The following is a 25,288-nucleotide window of genomic DNA, read 5'->3' as shown; positions in this document are numbered from 1 at the left end:
GGCACGGCGGCATCTGTTCGGGAAGCCGGAGCACGGGTGCGGCGTCACCCGGGGACAACCGGACCACAGCAAGCCCCCCGCCTCTTCGTGCGAGTTCTAAGGCTTGTTCAGGTAGGTGAGGACGGCGCGGACACGGCGGTTGGTGTCGTCGTCGTCGGAGATGCCGAGTTTGCCGAACATGGAGGTGGTGTACTTGCCGATGGCGCTCTCGCTGAGGAAGAGGCGGCGGCCGATGGCCTGGTTCGACAGCCCCTCGGCCATGAGGGCCAGCACGGAGTGCTCCCGTTCGGTGAGCCGCCCGAGTCCCCGGTCCGGGGAGCTGTTGGACAGCAGTTTCGCGATGACGGCCGGGTCCATGGCGGTCCCGCCGCCCGCGACGCGTTCCAGGGCTCCGATGAACTGGTCGGCGTCGAACACGCTCTCCTTGAGGAGGTAGCCGACGCCTCCGGAGCCATCGGCCAGCAGCTCCCGGGCGTACAACTGCTCGACGTGCTGGGAGAGGATGAGGACCGGCAGCCCGGGTATCTCGCCCCGGGCGACGAGGGCCGCCCGCAGGCCCTCGTCCGACTGGTCCGGCGGCATGCGGACGTCGACGACGGACACGTCCGGGCGCCACGTCCGCAGCGCGTCGAGCGTCTCGGGTCCGGTGGTCGCCGTCGCCACCACCTGGTGTCCGTACGCCTCGATCAGGCGGACCATCCCGTCGCGCAGGAGGTAGAGGTCTTCGGCTACAACGATTCGCATGGCACCGCCATCCTGACACGGGTCGGGCCGCCCGGCGGGCTGCTGATCTCCACCGTCCCGTCGAAGACCGCGAGGCGGCGGCGCAGGCCCGCGAGCCCGCCGCCCGCCCGCGCGTCCGCCCCGCCCCGGCCGTCGTCCTCCACCTCGACGACGAGGCCGGCCCCGCCCCCGGCGAGGCGGACGCGCACCCGCGACGCATGGGCATGGCGGACCGCGTTGGTCAGCAGTTCGGCGACGCCGAAGTAGACGGCCGACTCGATCGGCGGGTCCAGCGTCGGCCGGGCGTCGGCGCTGACGGCCACGTCGAGCGGGATGTCCAGGGCGAGGGCGCGCACCGCGTCGACGAGCCCTCGCTCGTTCAGCACCGGGGGACTGATCCCCCGGATCAGCTCACGGAGTTCGGCCAGCGAGGCGGTGGCGCCGGTCCGGGCGTCCCGCATCAGCGCCTTGGCCCGCTCCGGGTCGGTCTCCATCAGCTTCTCCGCGGTCGCCAGGGAGAGCCCGAGCGCGACCAGGCGGGCCTGCGCCCCGTCGTGCAGGTCCCTCTCGATCCGGCGGATCTCGGCGGCCTGCGCGATCGTCGTGTCCGCGCGCTGGGCGGTGAGCTCGTCCACCCGGTCCGCCAGCGCCATCGCGGGAGACGGGCGCAGGAAGCGGACGGCCACCGGCTCGACGAGCCGCCAGGCGTACGGGGCCCCGGCGACGGCCACGACCAGGCCGAGCAGCCCGACGAACCGCGCGGCGAACCCCGGCCGACCGAGCCCGAGGATCGCCGCCGCCGCCCCGGCCGGAGGGAGGGAGGCGACCAGCCCCGCGGTGAGCGGCGCGATCCCGGTGAACCGCAGGTCGCGCCAGTTGGCGGGGTCCGTCCACCGGACCCGCCACTTCTGGTCCAGGAGGGCGTCGCGCCGGGTGCGCTCGTAGGAGAAGCCGTTCCACCAGTACCCGGTGGACATCCGCGTCACCGGCCCGGCCTGCCGGTATCCGGCGGGAACGACGGTGGCCGTCCACCTCGCGACGAGGAAGCGCACCATCCGGCAGACCGGCCGGGACAGGACGAGCGTGCCCACGGACACCAGCACGAACGGCGCCGTCCACGACCACGGGTTTCCCGCTCCCCACCACATCCCCAGCGCCACGGCGGCGGCCCACACGGCCGGGACCAGCATGGTGACGCCCGCCACGACGCACGCCCGCACGAAGCCCACGCCGACGCGTGCCGCCCACGAACCCAGCTCTCTCATTCTTCTTCCTTCGCCTGCCGTTCGGTGCCTCCACTCTGCACCGCGCGGAGCCCGCCGCTGCCCCGGTCGGCCGGGGAGTGGGGCTACCCCCACCCATCGGTGTGCCCAGACCGATACCGCTTCGGCCAAGCGCTCCGTAGCGTCGCTGAGCATGGAAACCGACACACACACCACGGCCGAGGCGGCACTCCCCGACGACCCCCGTGTCCAAAGGGCGTTCGACACGGCGAGAAGCAGCGTCAAGGTGTACGGCACGTTGAGCGCCGTCGCACTCCTGACGGTCGTCGCGGTGTCGTTCAGCAGTCACACGGTGAACACGTTCATGTGGGTACGGGCCGTCCTGCTGCCCGTGGTCGCCGTGCTGATCCACCGGATGACCGTCTCCGCTTCCCGGGGATCCCGGGGGGCCTTCGAGCGCGTGAGCACCCTCGCCGTCATCATGCCGATCGCGATCATCGGCGTCGACCTGATCCCGGGCGTCTGCCCGCCGTGGTACGCCGTGATGCAGGTCGTCTGCATGCTGCCCGTCATCCGCCTCGCGTTCATCACCCGCGGCTCCGCGCTGCGCGCCGCCTTCCGCAAGGGGGTCCTCAAGGGGCGCTGACCGGGCTCGGGCGCCGCTCCGTGCGACCCCGCGCCGACGCCCGGTCGAGCAGGACCGGATCGGGAGACCGTCCCCCGTCCCGGAGGCCCGCCGGGCTCCGCGGGGCCTCGGCCGGCGGGGAGCCGTCCTGCTCGGCCTGTCCGACGACGGCACGGGCGGACGTCGCCAGTTCGAAGACGAGGCCCAGGCGCGTCGTTCCCCACGCGGATGCCACGTCGGAGTACGCGCGCATGGTCACGGGCATCAAGAGCATCGCCGCCGTATCCTCCTGGCTCGGCGAGAGGGTGAGCAGCGACCACTGCTCCTGTTCGGTGCGATCGTTACCATCGGCGGGATGGTGAACAATGCGATGACTGACCTGCGCCTGCGGGATTCGCCCACGATCGAGCACATCGACCTCAAGGCCCTCGACGGATACCGCTTCTCGGACGGCGGAGGGTTCCCCGCCTCGTATCGCGCGTTCGTCCGCCGCGCCGGGTGGGGACGCGTCTTCGGGCTGTGGCTGGTCTATCCCCCTGTCCTGCCGGGATACGCCGACGGCTGGCAGGGCCGAGGCGCCGAGCTGACGCGGCGTTTCCGCGCGAGCTATCGAGAGGGCGAGAGCGAGGCGTTCGACTGGATGGTGGAACCCGACGGCCGCTGGTCCCTGGCCCCCTCCTTGGAGGTCTTCGCGTGGAGCGAGAACGGCGACGCCCTGTTGTGGGACAGCGCGTCCCGTAGCGCGGAGGGCGAGTTCCCCGTCTGGGAGTCGCGCTCCTTCAACTCCCTGCACTACCTCGGAGCGGACCTCTCCGCGGCGCTGCGGCTGGTGCGCGCACGCTCCGTCGATGTCCTGAGGCCCCGCCCGTTCGATGTGGATCCGCTTCCCGCCGCCCGCCTCGCGTGAGTCGCTGCTGACGGTCCGTCCGGGAACGCGGGCGGGTCGCCCCGGACCGTTGCGCACCGCCGGCCGGTCGCACCCGGTCGCACCGCCGGCCGGTCGGCGGTGCGACCGGCCAGGCAGGACCGCAACCCCGCCTCCCCCGTCGTCCGGGCGGGCGTTTGGAGCTGCGGCTGAGGGCTGGGCTGTCCCTCAGGTCACTCGCAGAACACCTTCACCTTGGCTTCGGGATCGTCGACGTCGATGTCAACGTCGGCGAGCTGCTCGATGAGCTCCTCGAGGTGCTGCGGCTTGAGGGCGGTGAGGTCGATCGGCACCTGGGACCTGCTCAGCTCCGCGTTGACCTTGGTGAGCGCCTGCGGAGGGATGAGGCTGGTCAGCCGGACCCCGGCGCGCAGCAGCTGCAACGGGATCCGGACGTTGACCCGGCTCGGCCCGTCGCCACCGGGCTCGTCCGCCGAGTTCACCACCACCCGCAGGTACTTGGGCCGGGGCTTGGGCTGGGACGCGGCCCCCGGCGACGGCTCGGGCCGTTGCCGTTCGAGGGCGCCGATGAGCCGTTCGGCCTCGTCCGCGGTGATCTTGCCCTCGGCCAGCATCTCCAGGATCTGGCGGCGCTGTTCGTTCATGGCTGCTCTCCCTCTCCGAATCATCTGACGCTTACCAGTACGGCCGTTCGGCCCTGCTCGATCTCGAACCGGGTGCCGGGCAGGGCCCACAGCAGCCGCCCGACGCCCCGCAGCGCACCCACCGGGCTGACCCGGCTGACGAGGCACGCGACCAGTCCGGCCGCCACCGCGAGCAGCAGCAGCGGCGACAGCACCAGCAGCACCGGCAGGACGGGGACGTACAGCCTCAGCCGACGACCGTCCGAGCAGCGGTGACGCACCGTCACCAGAGACGCGATCACCGGGGCCTCTCCAGCTCGGCCAGCGCCTCCTGGGCGCTGATCTCCCCCCGCCGCAGACGGTCCACGACGTCGGCGCCGCTGGGCTCCGGATCGGTGTCGACGAAGTCGAGCTGCTCCGAGATCCGGTTCAGCCGGGACTTGACCGTCGGATAGCTCACCCCGAAGATCCGCTCCATCTCCTTGATCGAGCCGTGCGACCGCACGAACGCGGCGACGAACACCTGGTCCTCGACGCCGAGCCGGGCCAACTGCGGCGGCTCGAACTGCCCCTCGATCGCGACCCCGCTGTCCGCGAGCCGGGCCCGCTCGACCACGAACGGCCGCCCCTGCGTCAGGTCTGTCAGTTCCTGCCAGTCCACCCTCGGCTCCCTTGCTCTCGGCGAAGCGTCCGCCATTCATTTATACCTTGAGATTTTTGAGATGGCAACGACTCAACCTTAATTTTCTCAAGTTGATCTTGAAGGGAGTCAGCCGCGTGAGCCTCCTGCACGTTCACCGGCCCGTGCGGCACGCCGCACGGGCGGCACGCCGCACGCGGCGCACACCCCGGTCGGTCCGCCCGGGCCCTGACCGGCACCTGACCGGCACCGCCGGCCGACGCCCGGAACACAGGAACGAAAAGACATCGGACCCGGGGGGCGGGGCCCCCCGGGTCCGATGCCGTGAAAGAAACCAGGAGAAAACCGGGGCCGGATCACCAGGAGGATTCAGCCCTCGGCACGGGAGGGTTCAGTTCGCGGCCGGAAGAATTCAGTCCCCGGTGTTGGTGGCCCAGACCGGACGCCTGTCCTTGTCGTAGACGACGACATTGCCGTCGTCCTGCACGGCGAGATAGGCGCCCTTGTGCCAGGTGCCGGAGGCCCAGAGGGCGCGCCCGCCACGGTCGTACAGAACGAAGTTCCCGTCCGTCTGCATGACTGCGTGGTCGCCGTTGGGGTAGGCGCCGGGGGCCTGCCACACCGGTCGGCTGTCCTTGTAGAGAACGAAGTTGCCGTCCTCCTGGACCCGCAGAACGGCCCGGCCGTTGCCCGAGGTCCAGGCCTGGTTCTTGCGCAGGGTCGCGGTCGGGCGGATCAACGTGTCGGACGTGGGGCGCGCGCCGGCCGCCTGGGCGGAACGGGACGCGCCGGGCGCGGACACGGCCGCCTGGGCGGGGGCCGCGAGCATGCCCCCGACCGCGAGGACCGCGGTCGCGACGGCGAGGGGCGGGAAGGCGCGGAGCTTCATGGATTTCCCTTCATCAGGCCAGAATGCCCTGCGGTTCAGAGCCACTGATGAAACTCCCACATATCCCCGACGGAAAACCCTTCCGCGAGAATCAGGAATTATTAGGGATTGCCGAAATCCATATCAATCAATATCGGTGCGGGAAATTCTGCGTGTCCGGAGGTCCGGCCGGACACCGGGTGTTCCGCCAGGACGTCTCGCGGAACGCCCGGCGGAACACCCGGCCGGCTACGAGTGGGTACGCGCCGGGGCCGTCGCCGTGCCCCGCTGCGAACGCGGCGTCTTCTCGCCCGCCTTGTTGGGCTGGATGGTCCTCGGGTCGACGGCCTCGCCCGGGGCGCCCTGCCGGTAGACGCCGTCGGGGTCGGAGTCGCGGTCATGGGGCAGCAGGAAGAACACGCGACGCCGGTAGAGACCGCTGTCCGGGTCGGCCTCGGCGGCGGCGTCGAGTTCGACGTAGCCGATCATGCGCCCGTCGCGGGCGTAACGGGGTCTGCTGCGCCGGCGGGGGGTCTTGTCCAGGGCCTGGCGGACGTAATCGAGGTGATCGGTGTCTTCCAGCCACACCACGTGCGCTTCGTGGGTGAGGTCGCCGTCGGTCAGTAGCGAGCTCATGGCCACGACCTTTCCTTCGTCCGCGTGCACCGGTCCGGGTGGTGCCTGATGGGTGTACCGCTGTTCCGCTGCGGTGTCCGGGATGTCGTTCCCGGTACGGGGGCGTGCGCCCGGTGGGCCGTGCTCCCATCGTAGAGGGGGCCGCGGCGCGGGCGCAGGGGGCGGCGTCCCGGCGGGTGGGCGGACGGGAGGGCGCGAATGTCGTTCACTGTTCGGCTGCCAGGGCGAGGTTGGGGTAGAACTTGCGGCCGTTGGATTTGATCATGTCGGCCGGCGAGGCCAGACCGACCTCCTGACGGACCCGGGTGGCGAAGGTGCGGGCGGTGGCGGGGCGGATGCCCTCGCTGGTGGTGCACCAGGTGCTGTAGGAGGCGTAGAGCAGACCCTGCTCGACGCGGAGCTCCGGCCGTTCCGGGTCGTGGATGCAGCACTCGGTCAGAAAGCGGCCGATGTGGTCCTCGGTGTTGGCGTACGCGGTGGTGGCGATACGGACCCGGTCCGGGCCGGCGAGGGTGTCCCGGGTGGCGAGGTAGCGGCGGGCGCCCTCGGTGAGCCAGTGCAGGATGCCGGGGCCCTCGTCGACGACGAGTTCGACGGCGAGATTGTCGATCTTCCGTTCGTCGGGAACGATCCGCTCGAAGGGCAGCAGGCGGATGCGACGCCAGAACGCGAAGCCTCCGGTGGACACCTCGGGCCGGTGGTTGCCGAGCAGCCACAGGTGATGGGTGGGGGTGAAGGAGAAATAGTCCTGCCGCATCCGGCGGGCCTTGATCTTGTCGCCGCCGGTGAGCAGGCGCACCCGGGCCTCGTCGAAGCGGTCGTTCGGCTTGAGCTCGCTGCACACGATCAGACGGCGGCCGTGGAGTTCGGTGAGTTCGGTGGAGTGCTCGGAGAACGCCCCGCGGTCCATCAGGAAGCCGGGCGGGGCGGCGTCGGCGTAGTCGCCGAGGATCTGGATCATCACGTCGAGAAGGACCGACTTGCCGTTCTTGCCCTGGCCGTGGAGGAACGGCAGGACCTGCGCGCCGACGTCCCCGGTGATCGAGTAGCCCAGCAGCAGATGCAGGAAGTCGATCATCTCCTGGCCCTCGGCGTCGTCGCCGAAGGTATCCGCGAGAAACCGGTGCCACCGGGGCGTGGGCATGTGCCGGGGGGCGACGCTGGTGGCGCGGGAGTGGAAGTCGCGGGTGGGGTCGGGCTTGCGCAGGCGGCCGGTCTTGAGGTCGACGATGCCCTCGGGCGTGCACAGGGCGTAGGGGTCGCCGTCGAGGGTGTCGGGGTCGACGGAGAGGTCCGGGGACGCCTTGGCCTGGGTCAGGAGGGCCTTCATGCCGGTGGTCGACAGGGTGCGCTTCTTGTGGAGGCGCAGTTCCCGGTCCCCGTAGATCCCCCGGGGGTCCGTGTCCGGCATCTCCTCGGCCATCTCGCCGGCCGCCCACAGGGCCGCCTTCTCGCCGCCGGACCGCTTCCAGCGGTAGCCGTCCCAGGAGTACCAGCCCAGGCCCTCCACATGCCGGAACTGGTCGCGGTAGAGGCGGGCGAACAGCTTCGCGTTGCCGCGGTCGGTCAGTGTGCCGGGCAGCTGTCCCGGGGGCGGCCAGGCCGCCGGGGACAGGGCCGTTCCGGGAACGGACTGGGCCGGCAGGGCGGCCGCGGGGGGCGGGGACGCCGCAGGGGCCGGGGCGGGCTCTTCCCGGGCTTCGAGGTCGAGCATCTGCTGAGCGGCGGCAGTGGCGTCGAAGCGCGTGCTCTCGGCGCTGCTCATGAACGTCCTTCGGGATGGAGCGGTCGGGTGGCCCCGGCTGCGAGACCGTCGTGGATGATCTTCTCGTTACGGGCTTGCTGCCAGGGACGGGCCCGGTGGGCGGCGGCGGCGAGCAGTTCGCGGACGTCGTCCTCCGGGAGATGGCCCGCGGCGGCCAGTCCTCCGGCGGTGAACGCGGCGCGGTTGAGTTTCTCGGTGAAGCCGGCTCCTTCCGGCGTCGCCGCGCAGCGGGTGACCTCGTCGACGAGCGGGGCCAGGACCCGGTGCGCGGACTTCGGACGGCGGCTGCGCCGCGCCCCGGGCACGGTGGGGACCCGGGGGGCGGCCGCGCGCCCTGAGGGGGCGTGTGAGGGCTTCGGGGCCGCAGGGGGCACGACATGGCCGGTGCGGGCCAGTTCGGCCGCGAGCCAGGACGGCAGCGGCGCAGGGGTGCGGGCGGCCCCCAGGGGCTCGTAGAAGCCCTGGGAGGTGCGGGTCGTCGGCGCGACGATGTAACCGCCCTCGGCCCGTACGTCGACCTGCCAGGCCAGCGCGACCTTGGGGCTGGAGCCGGCCGAGGAGCGGTAGCGGGTCCCGGGGTCCGGGTTCCGGTACCAGATGTGCAGCCCGCCCGAGGGGGTCCGTACGCGCAGGGTGCTCTCGTCCTCGGCGGGGGCGCCCTGTCCCCGGTAGGCGGCGAGCAGCGCCATCGTGTCGAACCCGGACGCCAGGCCGGCGAGGTCGACGGACTCGTGGATCGGGATTCCCGGCAGCAGGCGGCTGCGGTCCGGGACGGGCGCGGAGTGGGCGTCGATGTCGATGACGACCAGGTCGGCGGGGCCGCACGCCACCCCCACACCGGAACGAGGGCTGTCGGTCCACCACTTCTCGATGCGCCGGGGGTCGGTGGTCGCGGCGTGGAAGCCGTGGCAGGGCCGTCCGGCCGGGAGGCAGGGACAGGTGCGCGGGTCGTGGTGCCGGTCCCGGCACTCGGGGCAGTTCCCGGCCGGGGTCTTCCGGCCGGGGGCCAGGGGGTGGACGGGCCAGCCCTTGCCCGCGCACCAGCGGGCGACGGACATCGAGGGCACTTGCCGGGCAGGGGGAGCTCCGGGGCTCGTCTCACCGTGGCGCCGCACGCAGTCGTCCTTGTCCGTCCGGTCGTAAAAGGCTTCAGTCCCTGTCTCTGACGCCGCTGGTCACATGGCCTCTCGGCCCGTCGACAGGGACTGAAGGGACTGTCATTCGGAATGAGTGTAGGCATGTCCCCCTTGCCGGTCCCGGCATCTTCGCCGCGTGCCGTTATCCGATTCTGAGTCCCTTGAGTCCCTTCGGTCCCTCCTCGAGCCCTCGGTATGCCCGACAAAGTCGCGCTATATGCCACTTTTACGCAAGGGTGTCGAGCCCCCGTCGAGGGGCGTGTCCATGACCTGGAGCGAGGGGAAACAGAGAAAAATCCCGGGGCGGAGGGGGGAGGACGGCTGCTCGGGGACTGAAGCCAGGGACCAGGGACCGAGCCGGGAGGGCTTGGTCCCTGCCTTCAGTCCCTGGGCATTTCCGCAGGTCAGAGGGGTAGTCGACCCCCTGACAGGGACTGAAGGGACTCAAATCTCTAATTATGAGCCAGCTGAGTAATGAGTAGTACAAGATGTATGCGTGCGCGCATACGCACGCACGTAGTGAGCTTATAACTAGGAATTTGAGTCCCTTCAGTCCCTGTTTTGAGGGGTGAAACCTCTCTGACCTGGTCTTTTCTCAGGGACTGAAGCTCAGGGACCGAACAGGGACCAGCCACTGCCCGGGTCCCTGACGCCCGGCATGTCCGGACTCGGTCCCCTCCGCGCCGCCCGCCGTCCCGCAGGAACCGCCGCTCCCGCGCGTCCGCCGGTCCAGTCCCTGCCGTCGGGCCCCGGCCGTCTCGGTCCCTCCGCAGGGACCGGCCGCGGGCCTCCGCCGTCGCCGTGGCTTCCCCTCCCCGCCTCAGGCCGTCCTCCCCACCGTCCCAGTCCCCCCGCCCGCCTACGGGCCATACGGGCCATCAAGTGCTGCTGTTCGACGGATGAGGCAGTCGGATCCGGTTCGGCCGCCGCCCGGCTGGGACTCTCCTTGTGGTGGGGCACCGGGACCCCCTGCTCGATGCCCCACCACCTCAGGGGGGCAGGAAGCCCGGTACGCGGCGCTTTCGCCGCCCCACGTCCGCCGTTCATCCGTGTGGTCGCAGGAAGGACCCTCGACGTGCCCGAACCCGTCGTCCTCGTCACCGGCGCGCTCACCGGCATCGGCCGCGCCACCGCTTTCGCCTACGCCCGTCGGGGCGCGAGCCTCGTCGTCTCAGGCCGCCACGAGGACGTGGGCGAGCGTCTGGCCGGGGAACTCTCCGCGCTCGGGGCCCCGACCGAGTTCGTACGGGCGGACGTCCGCTTCGACACCGAGGTCGAGGATCTCGTCGACCGTGCCGTCGAGCGGTTCGGGCGGCTCGACGTCGCCTTCAACAACGCCGGCACGGAGGGAAAGCCCGGCCCCGTCACCGAGGTGACCGAGGAGGGCTATCAGGCCACCTTCGACACCAACGTCAGAGGAACGCTGCTGTGCCTGAAGCATGAGTTCCGGGTCATGAGGGACCAGGGCGGCGGCAGCATCGTCAACGTCAGCTCCACCTTCGGCCTGATGGGCTACCCCGAGGCCACCGTGTACGCCGGAAGCAAGCACGCCGTCGTCGGCATCACCAAGGCGGCCGCGCTGGAAGGGGCCGCCCACGGCATCCGGGTCAACGCGGTCGCGCCCGGCTACACCCGGACCGCCATGTACGAGCGGTTCACCGGCGACGACGCGTCGCGCGACGCGGTCGACGCGGTCCTGCCCATGCACCGGGCGGGCGCACCGGAGGAGATCGCCGAGGTCGTCCAGTTCCTGGCGTCGGACCGGGCGAGCTACGTCACCGGGCACGTCCTCCCGGTCGACGGCGGCCTGCTGGCGGGCGGACCTCTGTTCCCGAACTCCTGAGAACGCCGGTGCCCGTCCCCGCCGACGGGCGGGAACGGGCACCGGTGTCGGGCCGCCGTCTCGTGCGGCCCCTGTTCCGACTACGGCTGTTGCTCACGGGCTTCGGCTACGCCTTCGCGAGCGGCTGGGTGAAGCGCAGCAGGTTCCCAGCCGGGTCGCGGAACGCGCAGTCGCGAACGCCGTAGTGCTGGTCCATGGGCTCCTGCAGCACGTCGCCGCCCGCGCGGCTGATCCGCTCGAAGGTGGCGTCGCAGTCGTCCGTCGCGAAGATGACCCCGCGCAGCAGGCCCTTGGCCATCAGTTCCGCCATGGCCTGCCGGTCGGCCGGAGAGGCGTTCGGGTCCGCGAGCGGCGGCTCCAGGACGATGTCGACGTCGGGCTGGGAGGGCGCTCCGACCGTCACCCAGCGCATCCCCTCGAACGCGACGTCGTTGCGTACCTCGAGGCCGAGCACATCGCGGTAGAAGGAGAGCGCCTTGTCGTGGTCGTCGACGGCGATGAAGCACTGCGAGAGCGTGATGTTCATGCCGTTCACGCTACGGCCGGGGGCTCGGGGCGCGCTTCTCCGATCCTGACCGGTCGTGTGTGGATCTTCGCCATGCACGCCGGAACGGCGGCCGCGTGATCATGTCTCCGGGCCCGGTAGCTGCTCGGGTTCTCCCCGACCAGCTGGGTGAAGCGGGTGCTGAACGACCCCAGTGACGTACAGCCGACCGCGAAGCAGACCTCGGTCACCGAGAGATCGCCGCGCCGCAGCAGCGCCTTGGCCCGCTCGATACGGCGGGTCATGAGATAGCTGTACGGTGTCTCGCCGAAGGCGGCGCGGAAGCTGCGGGAGAAGTGGCCCGGCGACATCAGGGCCCCCCGCGCCAGCGCCGGGACGTCCAGCGGCTCGGCGTAGTCGCGGTCCATCCGGTCGCGGGCCCGCCGCAACCGGACGAGGTCGTCGAGGTCAGGGGCTCTCATCCGGCCAGTCTCGCACAGCGCCTCGCGCCGTTCCGTGGTCGCTCCGGGGCGGCGCGGAGCGGTCTCCGGAGCGACCCGGGGAGTCCGGCGGAGGGCCGTTCCTTCGCCCCTGCGCCGCCGCAAAGAGAAAGAAAAAAAGACATACTGCCTGGGTGCCGGTCGGGCCGCATCGGGCGACAACGGCGGGGCTCGCGGAGTCGGCTCCGCGCGACAGATGGGGAGACGATCGGCATGGCCGAGAGGACGGATCCGATGGACGGCGGGGCGCCCGCGCCGCACGTGGCCGACAGCCACGACCTGATCCGGGTGCACGGCGCCCGTGAGAACAACCTCAAGGACGTCAGCATCGTGATCCCGAAGCGCCGGCTGACGGTGTTCACCGGCGTCTCCGGCTCGGGCAAGAGCTCCCTGGTGTTCGACACGGTCGCCGCGGAGTCGCAGCGGCTGATCAACGAGACGTACAGCGCCTTCGTGCAGGGCTTCATGCCGACGACGGCGCGTCCCGAGGTCGACGTGCTCGAAGGGCTGACCACCGCGATCGTCGTCGACCAGCAGCGCATGGGGGCCGACCCCCGTTCCACCGTCGGCACGGCCACCGACGCCAACGCGATATTGCGCATCCTCTTCAGTCGGCTCGGGCAGCCGCACATCGGCTCGCCCAACGCGTTCTCCTTCAATGTGCCGTCGGTCCGGGCGAGCGGGGCGATCACGGTGGAACGCGGCGGGAAGAAGGCCGAGAAGGTCACCTTCACGCGCACCGGCGGCATGTGCCCGCGCTGTGAGGGCCGGGGCTCGGTCACCGCTCTCGATCCCGCCCAGCTCTACGACGACACCAAGTCCCTCCACGAGGGCGCGCTCACCGTCCCCGGCTACAAGACGGGTGGCTGGAACTATCGGCTCTACACCGAGTCGGGCCTGTTCGATCCCGACCGGCCGATCCGCGACTTCACGGAGAAGGAGCTGCGCGACTTCCTGCACCACGAGCCGACCCGGATGAAGATCGCGGGCATCAACATGACGTACGAGGGGCTGATTCCGCGCATCCAGAAGTCGATGCTCTCCAAGGACCGGGAGGCGATGCAGCCGCACATCCGGGAGTTCGTGGACCGGGCGGTCGCCTTCACCGCCTGCCCGGACTGCGACGGCACCCGGCTCAGCGAGGCGGCCCGGTCGTCGAAGATCAAGGGCATCAGCATCGCGGACGCCTGCGCGATGCAGATCAGCGACCTGGCCGACTGGGTCCGTTCCCTCGACGAACCGTCAGCGGCGCCGCTGTTGGGGACGCTGCGGCAGACGCTCGACTCGTTCGTGGAGATCGGCCTCGGCTACCTCTCGCTGGACCGGCCGTCGGGCACCCTGTCGGGCGGCGAGGCGCAGCGCGTCAAGATGATCCGGCACCTCGGCTCCTCGCTCACCGACACCACCTACGTCTTCGACGAGCCCACCACCGGCCTGCACCCCCATGACATCAGCCGGATGAACGACCTGCTGCTGCGGCTGCGGGACAAGGGCAACACCGTGCTCGTCGTGGAACACAAGCCGCAGACGATCGCGATCGCCGACCATGTCGTCGACCTCGGCCCGGGCGCCGGCGCGGAGGGCGGCACCGTCTGCTTCGAGGGCACCGTCGAGGGGCTGCGGGCCGCCGGCACCGTCACCGGCCGCCACCTCGGCGACCGGGCCGCCCTCAAGAAGAGGGTGCGCGAACCCCGTGGGGCGCTGGAGATCCGCGGCGCGACGACACACAACCTGCGGAACGTCGACGTGGACATCCCGCTCGGGGTGCTCGTCGTGGTCACCGGCGTCGCCGGGTCCGGCAAGAGCTCCCTCATGCACGGCTCGCTGCTCCGGCAGGCGGGGGCCGCCGACGCGGGCGTGGTGTCGGTCGGCCAGGACCCGATCCGCGGCTCCCGGCGGAGCAACCCGGCGACGTACACCGGGCTGCTCGACCCGATCCGCAAGGCATTCGCCAAGGCGAACGGAGTGAAGCCGGCGTTGTTCAGCGCCAACTCCGAGGGCGCCTGCCCCGCCTGCAAGGGCGCGGGGGTCGTCTACACCGACCTGGCGATGATGGCGGGCGTCGCCGTCCCCTGCGAGGAGTGCGAGGGGAAGCGGTTCGAGGCGTCGGTGCTGGACCACCGGCTCGGCGGCCGCGACATCAGCGAGGTGCTGGCCATGTCGGTGACCGAGGCCGAGGAGTTCTTCGGCGACGGCGAGGCCCGCACCCCGGCCGCGCACCGCGTCCTCGGCCGCCTCGCCGATGTCGGGCTCGGCTATCTGACCCTCGGGCAGCCGCTCACCACGCTCTCCGGCGGGGAACGGCAACGCCTCAAGCTGGCCGTCCACATGGCCGAGAAGGGTGGCGTCTACATCCTCGACGAGCCGACCACCGGCCTCCACCTCGCCGACGTCGAGCAGCTGCTCGGCCTGCTCGACCGGCTCGTGGACTCCGGCAAGTCGGTCGTCGTCATCGAGCACCACCCGGCGGTCATGGCCCACGCAGACTGGATCATCGACCTCGGTCCCGGCGCGGGGCACGACGGCGGCCGGATCGTCTTCGAGGGCGCCCCCGCCGACCTGGTGACCGCCCGCTCCACCCTGACCGGCGAGCACCTGGCGGACTACGTCGGCGTCTGAGCCGATGCGTGCGCGGGCGGGCGGGGCCCGCGCACGCACGCCGCCGTCGGCATCGGCGTCCCGGTCGATGCCCTTCGCAGCCTCCGTCCCGCCTCCGCCCGTTGGGCGCGGAACGCGGGACGCGCGGGCCCGTACTCAGGCCGAGGGCAGCGCCGCTCCCCGGCCGGTCGGGAGCACGGACGGCTCGGCGGCCTGGGACCGGACGGTCTTGCAGCCCTCGGCGCCGGCCTCCACGGTCCTCGGGTCCACGGCCTCCGACGGGGCCCCGAACTTGTACAGGCCCTCCGGGGCGCTGTCCCGGTCGTGGGGGGCGACCCAGAAGACCCGCCGCAGATACGTTCCCGAGGCACGGGACGGCTTGGCGTCGGAGCCCAGGACCGCGTACCCGACGAGGCGTCCGTCGCGGTGGAAGGGCGGCGCGGACCGTCTCCCGCGCACGCGGTCGAGCGCCTGGCGGACGTAGTCGAGCTCGTCGATGTCGGGTGCGACCCAGACGATGTCGATCTCGTGGGTCAGGTCCTCCGGCCCGATCAAGGCACTCACGTTGTCTCCTCCGTGCCGTCCTCCGCCAGCAGCCCAATGCCGGGGTAGTACTTCCTTGAGTTCGAGGTTGCCATCTCGGACGGGGACCGCATACCCAGAGCCTCCCGTACCCGGGCGGCGAAGGTCCGGGAGCTGACCGGCTTGGCCACCTCGGGCTCCCCGTCGCACCAGCTCTGGTAGGCGAGGTAGAGCGTCTTCTGCTCGGCTCTGAGCCCCGGTTCGATGACGCACGCCTCCTTCAGGAAACGTCCCAAGTGATCTTCCGTCTCCGCGTACGCGTCCGTTGCCAGGCGTACGCGTTCCGGCCCCGACAGCTCTTTTTCGCCACCAAGATACCGACGGGCGCCGTCGATCAGCCAGGCCAGAATGCCCGGCCCCTCCTCGCTGACCAGCACATCGGCCAGATTGTCGATTTTCCGGTCATCGGGGACGACCTTCTCGAACGGGACGAGCCGCATGCGCCGCCAGAAGGCGAAGCCGCCGGTGCCGACCTCAGGTTTGTGGTTGCCCAGCAGCCAGAGCTTGTGGGTCGGGGTGAAGCTGAAGAAGTCCTGCCGCATCCGGCGGGCCTTGATGCGGTCGCCGCCGGTGAGCAGCTTCACCCGGGCCTCGTCGAAGCGGTCCCCCGCCTTGAGCTCGCTGCACACGATGACGCGCCGGCCGTGGAGTTCGGCGAGGTCGGTGGGGTGGCCGTCGAAGGGCTTGGCCATGAGGAAGCCGGGCGGGGCGGCGTCCGCGTAGTCGCCGAGCAGCTTGACCAGGGTGTCCAGCAGGACGCTCTTGCCGTTCTTGCCGAGCCCGTGGAGGAAGATCAGCACCTGCGCGCCGACGTCGCCCGTGATCGAGTAACCCAGCAGCAGATGAAGGAAGTCGATCATCTCCAGGCCCTCGGCGTCGTCGCCGAAGGTGTCCCGCAGGAAGCGGTCCCACTTGGGGATGGGCATCCGCAGCGGCGCCACCGACGTGGCCCGCGAGTGCAGGTGCCGCAGCGGATCGGGCGTGGTGGAGACGCCGGTGCGCAGGTCGACGATGCCGCCGGGGGTGCACAGCGCGTACGGGTCGGCGTCGAGCAGCGCGGCGTCCAGGAGCATCCCGTCGGCGGCCTGGGCCTGCGCGAGCATCGCCTTGATGCCCGCGGTGGACAGGGCCCGGCTGCGGGCCCGCTTCATCTCGGAGGCGGTGAAGTCCTCCTGGTCGTCCACCCGGGCCAGCTTCTTGGCCATGTCCCCGGCGGCCCATATGACGCGGTCGTGATCGTCCGGCACCCAGCGGTAGGTGTCCCACTTGTACCAGCCGAGGCCGTTGACGTGCCGGTACTCACGCGCGTACAGGTACGCGAACGCCTCCGCGAGCCCGCGGTCGGAGAGCGAGTCGAGGACCAGCCCGTTCGGCGTGGGGCGGAACGGGGCGTCGGCGTACGGCCCCTGGGCGGCGCCCTGTGGCGGCACTTCCGGGCCCTGGGCCGGATCCTGGGACCGGGAGTGGGCGAGGATCTGCTGGGCGACAGCCGCCGCGTCGAAGTCGAACACCCCTTGTATCGGTGAGCTCATGAGCGGCCTCCCGGGACGAGCGGACGCCGCAGGCCCGCGGCGAACCCGCTGTCGATGATCTGCGCCGAACGACGTCGTTGCCCCGGTCGCACGCGCTCCGCGACCTCTTCGAGCACGGTCCGGGTCCGGGCCTCCTCGACGGCCCCGGCCGCACAGAGCCCTCCCGCGGTGTACGCGGCCCGGTTCAGCTTGTCGCCGAAGCCCGCGCCGGACGCCGTGGCGGCGCACCCCAGCACCGGGCTCAGGACGGTCTCCAGCGCGCGACGCGCGGCGGCGTTCCCCCATCCCGCGGACAGAACGGCGGCGAGGGCCGGGTCAAGACGCATGGAAGGCCGTGTACGGGCTTCTCGCGGCCTTTCCCGGTGCCCGGTGCGTTCCAGTTCATCTCGGAGCCAGGAGGGCAGCAGAGCGGGCCTGACGCAGTTTCCGACGCGCTCGTACGTCCCGGCCTCCGTGCGGGTGCCCGGGGCGACGATGTACCCGCCGACGCCGCGGACGTCGACCTGCCAGGCGAGACCGCGTCCGCCGCTGCCGACCGAGGACCGCAGCGGGTGGCCCGGCCCGGCCTCGTACCAGATGTGCAGCCCTCCCGAGGGCGTGCGCACCCTGAGCGTGTTCTCGTCCCGCGCCGGGTCGGGCTGTCCGCGCAGGGCCGCGAGAAGCGCCAGCGAGTGGAAGCCGTTGCCGAGTCCGGTGAGTTCGACCGTCTCGGGGATCCCGATGCCGGGGAGCACCTCGTGGCGCAGCGGGAGGGACCGGCCGTGCGCGTCGACGTCGAGCACCACCAGCCCAGCGGGCCCGCAGGCGACCCCCACGCCGAAGCCCGGCCTCGCGTCCCACCAGGCCGACACCCGTGCGGGGTCCGTCGTGGCCGCGAGGAGCCCGTGGCACCAGCGTCCCTCGGCCAGGCACGGACAGTCGCTGACGCGGTGTCCCGGACGCCTGCAGGACGCGCAGTTCGCGGCCGGAGTCTTCCGCAGCGGGGCCAGGGGGTGCACGGGCCAGCCGGAGGCCGCGCACCAGCGGGCGACGGCGACCGACGACGGGTACGTACGCGGCTCCAAGATCACGGGGCCTTCGGGTGAGCGCGGCGCTGAGAACGGGCCCGGGCCTGCCGGTCGCTGCGCGGAATCCTCTGGTGAGGGCGCATGTACTACTCCGTTCAGCGACTGAAGCGACTCAAGTTCTCAAGTGCGGAGATCACAGGCTAGCGGAGGAGGGGCCGCGAAGGGGACATCCCCCGGCACTCCCCTGACAGTCTCCCGACCTCGGGGCATAACCGGAAGAAAGCTATCCAGAACGGCGGGGGCCGGTACCGGGGTTGCACCCCGCCCCCGAGGCCGGGCGGAACACCACCGGCGGCGGCGGGCCGGTGGAGGGCCCGGCCCGTCGCCCGCCCCGCACGGCCCGGCGCCGGCGTTCAGCCGTCGCCCTTCGGCCGTTCCACCCTTCCCGCTTCAGTCGCTCCCGCCCTTCGGTCGCTGCCCCGTCAGTCGCTGAGTCGCTGCGAGAAGGAGGTCCGGACGGGGCTTCGACCCGGGTGTGAAACCTCTTCAAACCATCGGTAATCACCCCATATCGCCGAGGGTGCGCAGCGACTCAGCGACTGAGCGACTGACGGAAAGCGACTGTGAGTCTTCTTCAGTACTGGCTTCGGTGCTGAAGAAAACCGCAGGTCAAGGTGGGTGAAGGGGTCAAAACAGCGACTGAAGCGACTGAACTTTCCTATCTATGACGCACACGCGCGCACACATGAATGTCTTCATATGCACCGAACTTCAGTCGCTTCAGTCGCTAATCGGGTGGTCAAAACTTGCTGACCTGCGCTTTTATGCAGCGACTGAGGAGCGACTGAACAGCGACGCAGGGGCTTTTCCAGTCGCTGGTCTTCAGTCGCTGAGTCTCTCGGGGGCTGTGTGCGGCCTCGGGCAGCGACCGAAGCCCCGTTCGCTGGAAGTCGCTTCAGTCGCTGCCGGCCCTGCGGGCGGTCCGGGCTGGCCGACCAGGCGGGCCGACTGGCGGGCGGTCCAGGCGGGCCGACTGCGCGGGAGGAACCGGGCCGAGCCATTCCCCAGGTCGCACAGAAGTCGCTGACCGCGACGCTTCGATGAACTTCGCGTTCGCGAACCTCTCAGTGCTCTCGGGGGCCAGGGAGCGCCTGCCCGTGAAAGCCTGCCGGGCCTCGAACGCCAGGAGAACGTCAGAACGTGGAGGGTTCCGGCAGGTTGGGATGTCTGCTGGAACCCTCCACGCTCAAGATCGAGCGCCCGGCCCCGAGGCGGGCGGAGATCAGCGGCTCAGCGGGGTCTCCTGCCGCAACAGACCCTCGATGAGGTCGGCGGCCCGTGCGGTGCCGCCCTCGGCCCGGGCGTCGGCGCTCAGCGTCGCCGAGCGGCGGGCCACCTCGGGGTCGGTCACGAGTTCGTCCAGGGCCGCCCGCAGGTTCTCCGCGGTGGCGTCCGGGGTGTCGATCCGGCGGGCCACGCCCAGTTCCACGAGCCGGTCGGCGTTCATGAACTGATCGGCAGCTTGCGGAACGGCGATCATCGGTACGCCCGCCAGCAGCCCTTCACCGCAGCCGCCCATGCCCGCGTGGGTGACGAACGCGTCCGCCTTCTCCAGGATGGCCCGTTGGGGCACCCAGGAGCGCACGTCGACGTTGGACGGGACGCTGCCGAGTTCCCGAGGGTCGGTGTGCTTGCCGATCTGGAGTACGACATGCCAGCCGGGCAGGTCGCCGAAGGCCGCCAGGCACTGGCGGTAGAACTCCGGCTGCCGGGTGAACGCCGAACCCAGGGAGATCAGCAGCACCTTGTCCGCGCCGGCCGGACGGGTCCACGTCTCCCTGCTCCCCCGCGTGTCGAAGCAGGGCCCGACGAACGTCACCGTGCTCATGTCGACCTGATCGGCATGCGGTTGCATGGCCCGGGTGATCAGCGCCAGGGTGCGCGCGGGGCGTCCGGGGAAGACGTCCACGTCGGTGGTGGACGCCCCGCAGTCGGTGAGCCACCGCGCGAACTTCGCCCGGTACGCGTCCGCGCCGGGCAGCCGCCACAGGTGTGCTGCGACGTCCTGGTCGTAGCCGTTCCAGGCCACGAAGGTCGGGGACAGCTGTATGAGGGAGCGGCCCTGTGTCTCGGCGAGGGCGCGCGCGGCGTAGGCGCCGATGTCGTACAGGTAGAGGTCCGCCGGGTCCGGGTCGTAGGCGGCGCGCAACTGCGGCAGCGCCTGGATGGCGTCGTCGAGGAAGAGCCCCATGGCGGCGATGGGGTCCTCGGGCCAGTCGTTGTCGGCGACCGGCAGCACGGAGGAGCAGGGGACGAGTTCTGCGCCGGTGGCCGCGACCAGGTCGGCCACCGCCGGGTCGTTGGCGTAGGTCACCCGATGTCCGCGGGCCACCAGCTCACGGATGACCTCAAGGCTGGGCAGGACATGGCTGACGGCGGGGATGCCGACCATCGCGATATGGGCACGGCGACGGGTCATGGAAGATCACTCATTTCAGGTCTACGGCGAACGGGACACGACAAGCCGGCGCACCGCCGACACCGTCGTCCGGACAGGCTCGGACGCGGGGCGGGGCGCGCGAGGGGGCCGGGGCGCTGCCCGGACCGTGTCAGCCGTAGATCTGAAGGAAATGCATGGCCGTGACCCTAGCCGCCTCAAGGCGCTCGCGCACCGGAATTAACCGCGGCGGAGTCCCGGGGTGCGGCCCCGCGGTCGCGCCACCGCGCCGCGGGACGGAGGCCGGCTGGCCACGTCACCTGGCGCGGCCAGCCGGCCGTCGTAGCCGTCGTAGCCGTTCTGGACGTCGGGCCCGACGGCGAGATCGGCGAGGCACTCCCCCACCGACCGACCGTCACGCCGACGTATTGGCTCCGAGTACCCGTACGGTCCCGCCGAGCCTAATAGTTAAATGGTCAACAACTTCTGTGGGAGCGGTTGAGAGCGAGAACCCGGGCTCCGGATTCCTGGCCCGAAACCCCCCTCAGAGGCGGGTGGACGGCGCGAAATCCGTCGGCGGTCCGACTCCCCGGGACGGTTCGGCGTGGATACGGGCATGCCGAGTTCCGGGAAATCGTCGGCCTCCGCCGACCGGATCCGGTGATCAGAGCCTTGATCCGCACCTCTCCCCCACCGCCGGATCTGGGCTTCCTGAAGAGCCCGTCGGTGGGCGGATCCGGCCGATGCACCCCGAGGCGGGCGCATGCGGAATGAGCTCCCTGAGCGGAGCTTCTCGGCCGATGGCGCAACGGCCCGGGCGCCGCCTCAGGGCCCCTCCCCCGGTGGTCGCATGCGTGTGTTCCGTCGGCTTCGGCCTGACGCGCGCTCAGGGGCCCCGTCGGCAGGGGCGCGTACGCGGAGGGCCATGGGCGGCGAGGGCAGGGCTCCTCCGGCCGGGGCGGATCCCGTTCGCCGGATTGTGCGGCCACAGGTCGCCAGGCGCACCCGGGCCGTATCGCCTGGAGAACGCGCCTCGGGGCACGGCCTCGATGCGGAGCCGGGGGTTCGATCACGGCGGATGGCACCGAGGACGCCGTCGGCGGCGGTGCGAGAGGCGGGACGCGGAGGCGGCGGCGTCCGCCGGAGGTGTTCTGACGTCACGCGGATGCCAGTTCCCGCATCCCCCGGGCGCGGCTGATCTGATTCCGGCTCGACCTGTGCCGCCTTGTCCTCCGCCGACATCGATCCGGAGCGACTCGTGCTCGGGGGCTTCTCGACGGGCGCGTTCGTGCAATGGCGACGTCGGGGCGTGGGCGTGCCCGGGTTCGTTTCTCTTAGTGAAGTGATCGGGAGGGAAGGAAGAGGCACATCGATGCTGGTGCCAAGTCGAGATTACGTGCGTGCCGGCTGCCTGCCGGCAGCAGCTGCCACCGCTCCCCTGCCCTCGCCTCGGACGATCGCTGATCGGGCACGTGGATCGCCGGATCGGAGTGTGTGGATCGGGCGAGGAAGGGAGTTCATGCTCGTCGGTGCGGAAGGTCTGAGGATGCCGGGATGTCTGTGAGGGGCGCGACTCTTCCGGCCCAGGGGGCCTTGACCGACGTGTGATGAGGAGGGGGCGACGAGCTCTGCGGTGGAACCCGTGTGAGGCTCCGCTTGTCGACCCCGTCCGTTCATGTGATACGAGCGGATAGGGGGGTGGGCGTTGAGTGCGATGAGGGAGGACAGGTTGAGGAATGCGAAGGGTCGGCCTCGGTCTGCGCTCGTCTCGCGCATCGTTGCTCCGAGAGCGGCGCGGGCTCACTTGGACGATCCGGCGGGTCACCGTGGGAATCCCAGGAGCTTGTAGTCATGGAGTGTTCTGGGATGTTGCAGTGTGGACCTGAGGGCGATGGAGGGTTTCATGGGATTCGGCGCGACAGTTCCGCTGCGTTGTCAGAGAGCCACCGGCACGGAAGAGATGGGGTGTGGAGATCTGTTCTGGTGTCGCGATCTCTCCTCATCGATCGGCTCGCCTCACTTGCCGATGGTGTTCTGAAAGCGGACTCGGAGGCGTAGGATGAGGCCATCTTGTTTGGCTGAAAAAGGGGCCCTGACCTGCGAAAACAAACATCACTGCAAACATGGACGCAAGCTTGGACGCACACAAGGAGTCACGCTGTATGAGGAGTGTTGCTGGCAACGCTTCGGAGTACCTGGGAGTCAATGTGGTCCCAGGTGCTTCTCCTCATCTGGCAGTGTGCCTTGGTGCTAAGGGGTTCGAAGGTTTCCTGGTGGGCATTCACCAGTGCTGTGACAACGGTGGAGTGGTAGGTCGGTTTGCAGGTCCGGTTGTGTGCCGGACTGCTGGCCTGGGTGCTCGCGCAGCCGTCGACGAACGTGCGGGCAGGGATGCAGGGGGGCGATCCGGCCTTCTTGGCGGCCTGCGCGTTCATGAGGCGACCAGTGAATCGCCGGGTTTGGTCCTGTGTTCGTCGGTGGGCTTGCTGGAAGGCGGAGTCAGTCGCATGAGTGGCAGCGAACGTGGAAGTGGGTGTTCCTGTCTGGAGACATGCGGGACGGCTCGTTCGTGCGGAGGCTTCCTGGCAGGTGGACTGTCGGGCAGAGGCGGAGGCAGGCCCGGGTGTCGGCGCGAGGACCCGCGAGCCTGTCAGGCTGTCGGTACGGGGGCGGGCATGCCTCGCCGTGGCGGTGGTGGTGAGCACGTGGGCCGGTGGCCGGGCCGGCGGGCGGGGTTGCCGGTGTACGGGTGTGGTGGCCGATGGGGCGATTGGCCCCTCGGTCGGTCCATGAGCGGGACGGCCGGTGGAACCGCAGGCCGGTCGGTCGGTTTGCCGGATCATGCGAGGGGCGGCAGAAGGGCCGACAGGGTGGCAAGTGGCGCTGCGCGTGCGATGCCGGGTGTGGGGGCGGGTGAAGCGGCCGGTCGGGCGACCAGCCAGCTGGTGCATGGGGGAGTCGGCTCGCGGGCCGACGTGATGTCAGGCGCGTCGGCTGGCCTGCCGACTGGTTGGATGATCAAGGTGTGAGAGCATGGGCCGAAGGACAGGTTCGCCGCCCCCGAAGCAGGCATGTCGGTAGGGATGGTGAACGGCGGGCGCGGCGGCAAGCCGGGAACCAGGCGCGTCCACCCGTTTCCCTACGGCCCGCCCGGTCGGCCCGCATCCCTGATGCGAAGTCGGCCGCACCGCGTGTTGGCTGACGGGCTCTGAGGTTTTCCTGATAGCGTGTGCTGCACTTTGTTCTACAACGGCGTTGGAGGTGACCGGTCTTGTGGAGATTCCAAGAGGGGTCACCGCATATCGATCCATCACTCGGCACACGGTGTGGCCAGTGGGTTGATGGGCGTCTGGAGCAACGTGCGGAAACGCAGTGTCACTTATGGGAGAGACAACTCCGAAGGTGCCGCTGACCTGGTGGTACGAAGGCCCCGGGGGCCGTTTCGCGGTCGGATTGCCGCTTCCGGGCCCTACTCGGCACCGTCATGGAGCGTTTCGGAGCGCAGGATCGTTCTGAGCGAAGTTTCGGCCGTACATAACAGTTCAAATCGGGCATACAGCGCCCTCTTTCCGGGCCTGAACCAGAGTGAGAGGACCCATGTCCAGTCCGTTCGCAGCACCTGACATCCGCGCACAGCTACCGGCGATCCCCTGGGCCTCGCTGTCGCACATCTTCATGTTCGGCAACGGCAAGGGAGGTGTCGGCAAGTCCTCCGTCTCCGCCAACGCCGCCGGCAAGGCAGCACGCAGTGGGCTGCGGACGCTCATCATCGACTGCAACGCCCAGGGCAACATCGCCCGCGAGCTCGGCTACAAGAAGGCCGAGTGGAACGACGGGGGAGCGGGGCTGCTCGAATCCCTCCGGACGGGCACGCCGCTGAACCCCCGCGAGAACGTGCGCGAGAACCTCGACGTCGTCATGGGCGGTCCGGCGCTCGGCGACGAGTTCGGCATCTTCTTCCACACGCTGCTCGCCAAGGAGGGCCCGCACGCCTATCTGCGGCTGCTGATGTGCCTGCTGCCCATCGCGCACAGGTACCAGATCATCGTTCTCGACACGCCCCCCGAGAACCCCTCCCTGCAACGGCTCGCCCTCTCCGCCGCGCGGTGGCTGATCATCCCGGTGAAGAGCGACGGCGGCGCCGAGGACGGCCTCGCACAGATCGGCCTCGAATTCTCGTACGTCAAGTTCGTCAGCCAGATCAACCCGCACATCGCGCTTCTCGGCGTGCTGCTGTTCGACACCGGCCGTACGTACACCGGGATCCACGCCGATGTGCGGCGTCAGGTCCACAAGGTGCTCGGGCCGGAAGCCCACATGTTCAAGCACCTGATCGGGCACACCGAGTCGGTGGCACGGCTGGTGCGCAAGCGGGGGATGCTCGTGGCCGAGCTGGCCGAGCGACGGGCCGGCGGGGACCGGAGCATTCCGGAGACCGTCGGCGGTCTGGCCGCCGACTATGAAGGCTTCACCGAAGAAATGTTCGCTCGAGCTCTTGAGCTGAGGAAGGAAACCGTGGCATGACACCGCCGAAGGGCAAGAAGCGCGTGGACGAGGACGATGAGCAGAACATGTCCGACGAAGGCGTCGGCAATCTGTTCAGCGGGGGAGGGGCGCCCTCCAGCGCGTTGGCGGGGTGGGCGAGCGCGCCCGCGGTGCAGCCGGCCGTCGCCCCCGTCCAGCCCGCCCCGGTCGTGGAGCCCGCACGTCCGGTGTCGGTGATTCCGCAGCCCGCACGGGAGGTCGTCGAGGAGCCCGCTCCGATCGACGACGCGGACACCGCCAAGCCGGTCGGCTTCTACGTCTCCACGAACGTCGCGAACCGGTTCCGCAAGCACCGCAAGCAGACCGACCTCACCCACACGCAGATCGTTCTTCTCGCCGTTGAGGCGGCCGTGGAGAAGGGGGTCGCGCAGGTGGTCGAGGACGCGCGCCGGGCTCCCAAGTTCCAGTCGAAGCTGTTCGCGGTCAAGGCCGACGACACGGACCTGCGCGGCCTCGGCCCCGTCCAGTTGCAGTACAAGCCGACCAAGGCGCAGCGCGGGATCATCAACGGGCTCGTCGCCGAGTCCGGGCTCCCGGACCACACGAAGTTCCTCGCGATCGTCCTGGACCAGTTCCTGCCGGGGCGCCGGGACGTGTGAGTCGGCCGCAGGGCCCTGTCGCGCGGCGGCGGGGCC

Annotated in this window: 21 protein-coding genes; 6 read left to right on the top strand and 15 right to left on the bottom strand. The window is 70.4% G+C overall.

Annotated features, from left to right (window positions below; translation table 11 throughout):
- Positions 1-96: 96 nt before the first annotated feature.
- Positions 97-744 (bottom strand): response regulator transcription factor, encoded by a 648-nt coding sequence (locus WA762_RS16950; protein WP_335936579.1) that lies wholly within the window; start codon positions 742-744, stop codon positions 97-99.
- On the bottom strand, positions 729-1,988 hold the full coding sequence (locus WA762_RS16945; RefSeq protein WP_335936578.1) for a sensor histidine kinase: 1,260 nt from the start codon (positions 1,986-1,988) through the stop codon (positions 729-731). Before WA762_RS16945 ends, WA762_RS16950 begins: the two co-directional genes overlap by 16 nt.
- A gap of 151 nt (positions 1,989-2,139) precedes the next feature.
- On the opposite strand from WA762_RS16945, the gene WA762_RS16940 reads away from it, so the two are divergent.
- Positions 2,140-2,592: a hypothetical protein gene (locus WA762_RS16940; protein WP_335936577.1), complete on the top strand. Its 453-nt coding sequence runs from the start codon at positions 2,140-2,142 to the stop codon at positions 2,590-2,592.
- 349 nt (positions 2,593-2,941) lie between these two features.
- Positions 2,942-3,478, top strand: coding sequence for a hypothetical protein (locus WA762_RS16935; protein WP_335936576.1), 537 nt, complete (start codon positions 2,942-2,944; stop codon positions 3,476-3,478).
- A gap of 191 nt (positions 3,479-3,669) precedes the next feature.
- On the opposite strand, the gene WA762_RS16930 is transcribed toward WA762_RS16935, so the two are convergent.
- From WA762_RS16930 to WA762_RS16900, 7 genes are all read right to left on the bottom strand, one after another.
- Positions 3,670-4,101, bottom strand: a complete 432-nt coding sequence (locus WA762_RS16930; protein ID WP_335936575.1) for an SHOCT-like domain-containing protein — start codon at positions 4,099-4,101, stop codon at positions 3,670-3,672.
- A gap of 20 nt (positions 4,102-4,121) precedes the next feature.
- Positions 4,122-4,382 carry a hypothetical protein gene (locus tag WA762_RS16925; RefSeq protein ID WP_335936574.1) on the bottom strand — a complete coding sequence of 87 codons (261 nt, stop codon included), beginning with the start codon at positions 4,380-4,382 and terminating at the stop codon, positions 4,122-4,124.
- On the bottom strand, positions 4,379-4,741 hold the full coding sequence (locus WA762_RS16920; protein ID WP_335936573.1) for a DUF2089 domain-containing protein: 363 nt from the start codon (positions 4,739-4,741) through the stop codon (positions 4,379-4,381). Before WA762_RS16920 ends, WA762_RS16925 begins: the two co-directional genes overlap by 4 nt.
- A 391-nt stretch (positions 4,742-5,132) precedes the next feature.
- Positions 5,133-5,609, bottom strand: a complete 477-nt coding sequence (locus WA762_RS16915; protein ID WP_335936572.1) for a hypothetical protein — start codon at positions 5,607-5,609, stop codon at positions 5,133-5,135.
- 228 nt (positions 5,610-5,837) lie between these two features.
- A complete protein-coding gene (locus tag WA762_RS16910; protein ID WP_335936571.1) occupies positions 5,838-6,224 on the bottom strand; it encodes a DUF6009 family protein in 387 nt (128 codons plus the stop codon).
- A 205-nt stretch (positions 6,225-6,429) separates the two neighbouring features.
- Entirely contained in the window at positions 6,430-7,989 is a 1,560-nt protein-coding gene (locus WA762_RS16905) for a DNA primase family protein (protein WP_335936570.1), read from the bottom strand.
- Positions 7,986-9,047 (bottom strand): bifunctional DNA primase/polymerase, encoded by a 1,062-nt coding sequence (locus WA762_RS16900; protein ID WP_335936569.1) that lies wholly within the window; start codon positions 9,045-9,047, stop codon positions 7,986-7,988. The genes WA762_RS16905 and WA762_RS16900 overlap by 4 nt, the downstream gene beginning before the upstream one ends.
- A 1,153-nt stretch (positions 9,048-10,200) precedes the next feature.
- On the opposite strand from WA762_RS16900, the gene WA762_RS16895 reads away from it, so the two are divergent.
- Positions 10,201-10,968, top strand: a complete 768-nt coding sequence (locus tag WA762_RS16895) for an SDR family NAD(P)-dependent oxidoreductase (RefSeq protein ID WP_335936568.1) — start codon at positions 10,201-10,203, stop codon at positions 10,966-10,968.
- Between the two features lie 106 nt (positions 10,969-11,074).
- On the opposite strand, the gene WA762_RS16890 is transcribed toward WA762_RS16895, so the two are convergent.
- Positions 11,075-11,494, bottom strand: coding sequence for a VOC family protein (locus tag WA762_RS16890; RefSeq protein WP_335936567.1), 420 nt, complete (start codon positions 11,492-11,494; stop codon positions 11,075-11,077).
- Positions 11,495-11,499: 5 nt separating this feature from the next.
- The gene (locus tag WA762_RS16885) at positions 11,500-11,934 is read right to left on the bottom strand and encodes a helix-turn-helix transcriptional regulator (protein WP_335936565.1); all 435 of its coding nucleotides are present in this window, start codon (positions 11,932-11,934) and stop codon (positions 11,500-11,502) included.
- A gap of 231 nt (positions 11,935-12,165) precedes the next feature.
- Here WA762_RS16885 and WA762_RS16880 point away from each other — a divergent pair, with 231 nt between their 5' ends.
- Positions 12,166-14,571 carry an excinuclease ABC subunit UvrA gene (locus WA762_RS16880; RefSeq protein WP_335936563.1) on the top strand — a complete coding sequence of 802 codons (2,406 nt, stop codon included), beginning with the start codon at positions 12,166-12,168 and terminating at the stop codon, positions 14,569-14,571.
- A gap of 135 nt (positions 14,572-14,706) precedes the next feature.
- Here the strand turns inward: WA762_RS16880 and WA762_RS16875 are convergent, their stop codons facing one another.
- From WA762_RS16875 to WA762_RS16860, 4 genes are all read right to left on the bottom strand, one after another.
- Positions 14,707-15,114 (bottom strand): DUF6009 family protein, encoded by a 408-nt coding sequence (locus WA762_RS16875; protein WP_335936561.1) that lies wholly within the window; start codon positions 15,112-15,114, stop codon positions 14,707-14,709.
- A complete protein-coding gene (locus WA762_RS16870) occupies positions 15,111-16,664 on the bottom strand; it encodes a DNA primase family protein (RefSeq protein ID WP_335936559.1) in 1,554 nt (517 codons plus the stop codon). The genes WA762_RS16875 and WA762_RS16870 overlap by 4 nt, the downstream gene beginning before the upstream one ends.
- Positions 16,661-17,728 (bottom strand): bifunctional DNA primase/polymerase, encoded by a 1,068-nt coding sequence (locus tag WA762_RS16865; protein ID WP_443080610.1) that lies wholly within the window; start codon positions 17,726-17,728, stop codon positions 16,661-16,663. Before WA762_RS16865 ends, WA762_RS16870 begins: the two co-directional genes overlap by 4 nt.
- A gap of 1,225 nt (positions 17,729-18,953) precedes the next feature.
- Positions 18,954-20,150: a macrolide family glycosyltransferase gene (locus tag WA762_RS16860; protein ID WP_335936557.1), complete on the bottom strand. Its 1,197-nt coding sequence runs from the start codon at positions 20,148-20,150 to the stop codon at positions 18,954-18,956.
- 3,555 nt (positions 20,151-23,705) lie between these two features.
- Here WA762_RS16860 and WA762_RS16855 point away from each other — a divergent pair.
- Both WA762_RS16855 and WA762_RS16850 read left to right on the top strand, forming a co-directional pair.
- A complete protein-coding gene (locus WA762_RS16855; protein ID WP_335936556.1) occupies positions 23,706-24,632 on the top strand; it encodes a ParA family protein in 927 nt (308 codons plus the stop codon).
- Positions 24,629-25,252, top strand: coding sequence for a hypothetical protein (locus WA762_RS16850; RefSeq protein ID WP_335936555.1), 624 nt, complete (start codon positions 24,629-24,631; stop codon positions 25,250-25,252). Before WA762_RS16855 ends, WA762_RS16850 begins: the two co-directional genes overlap by 4 nt.
- Positions 25,253-25,288 lie beyond the last annotated feature (36 nt).

Origin of the sequence: Streptomyces tyrfis, assembly GCF_037034285.1 — a bacterium.
GTDB lineage: Bacteria > Actinomycetota > Actinomycetes > Streptomycetales > Streptomycetaceae > Streptomyces.
The sequence above is the reverse complement of the archived record's forward strand: the minus strand, read 5'-3'. Positions and strand labels throughout refer to the sequence as shown.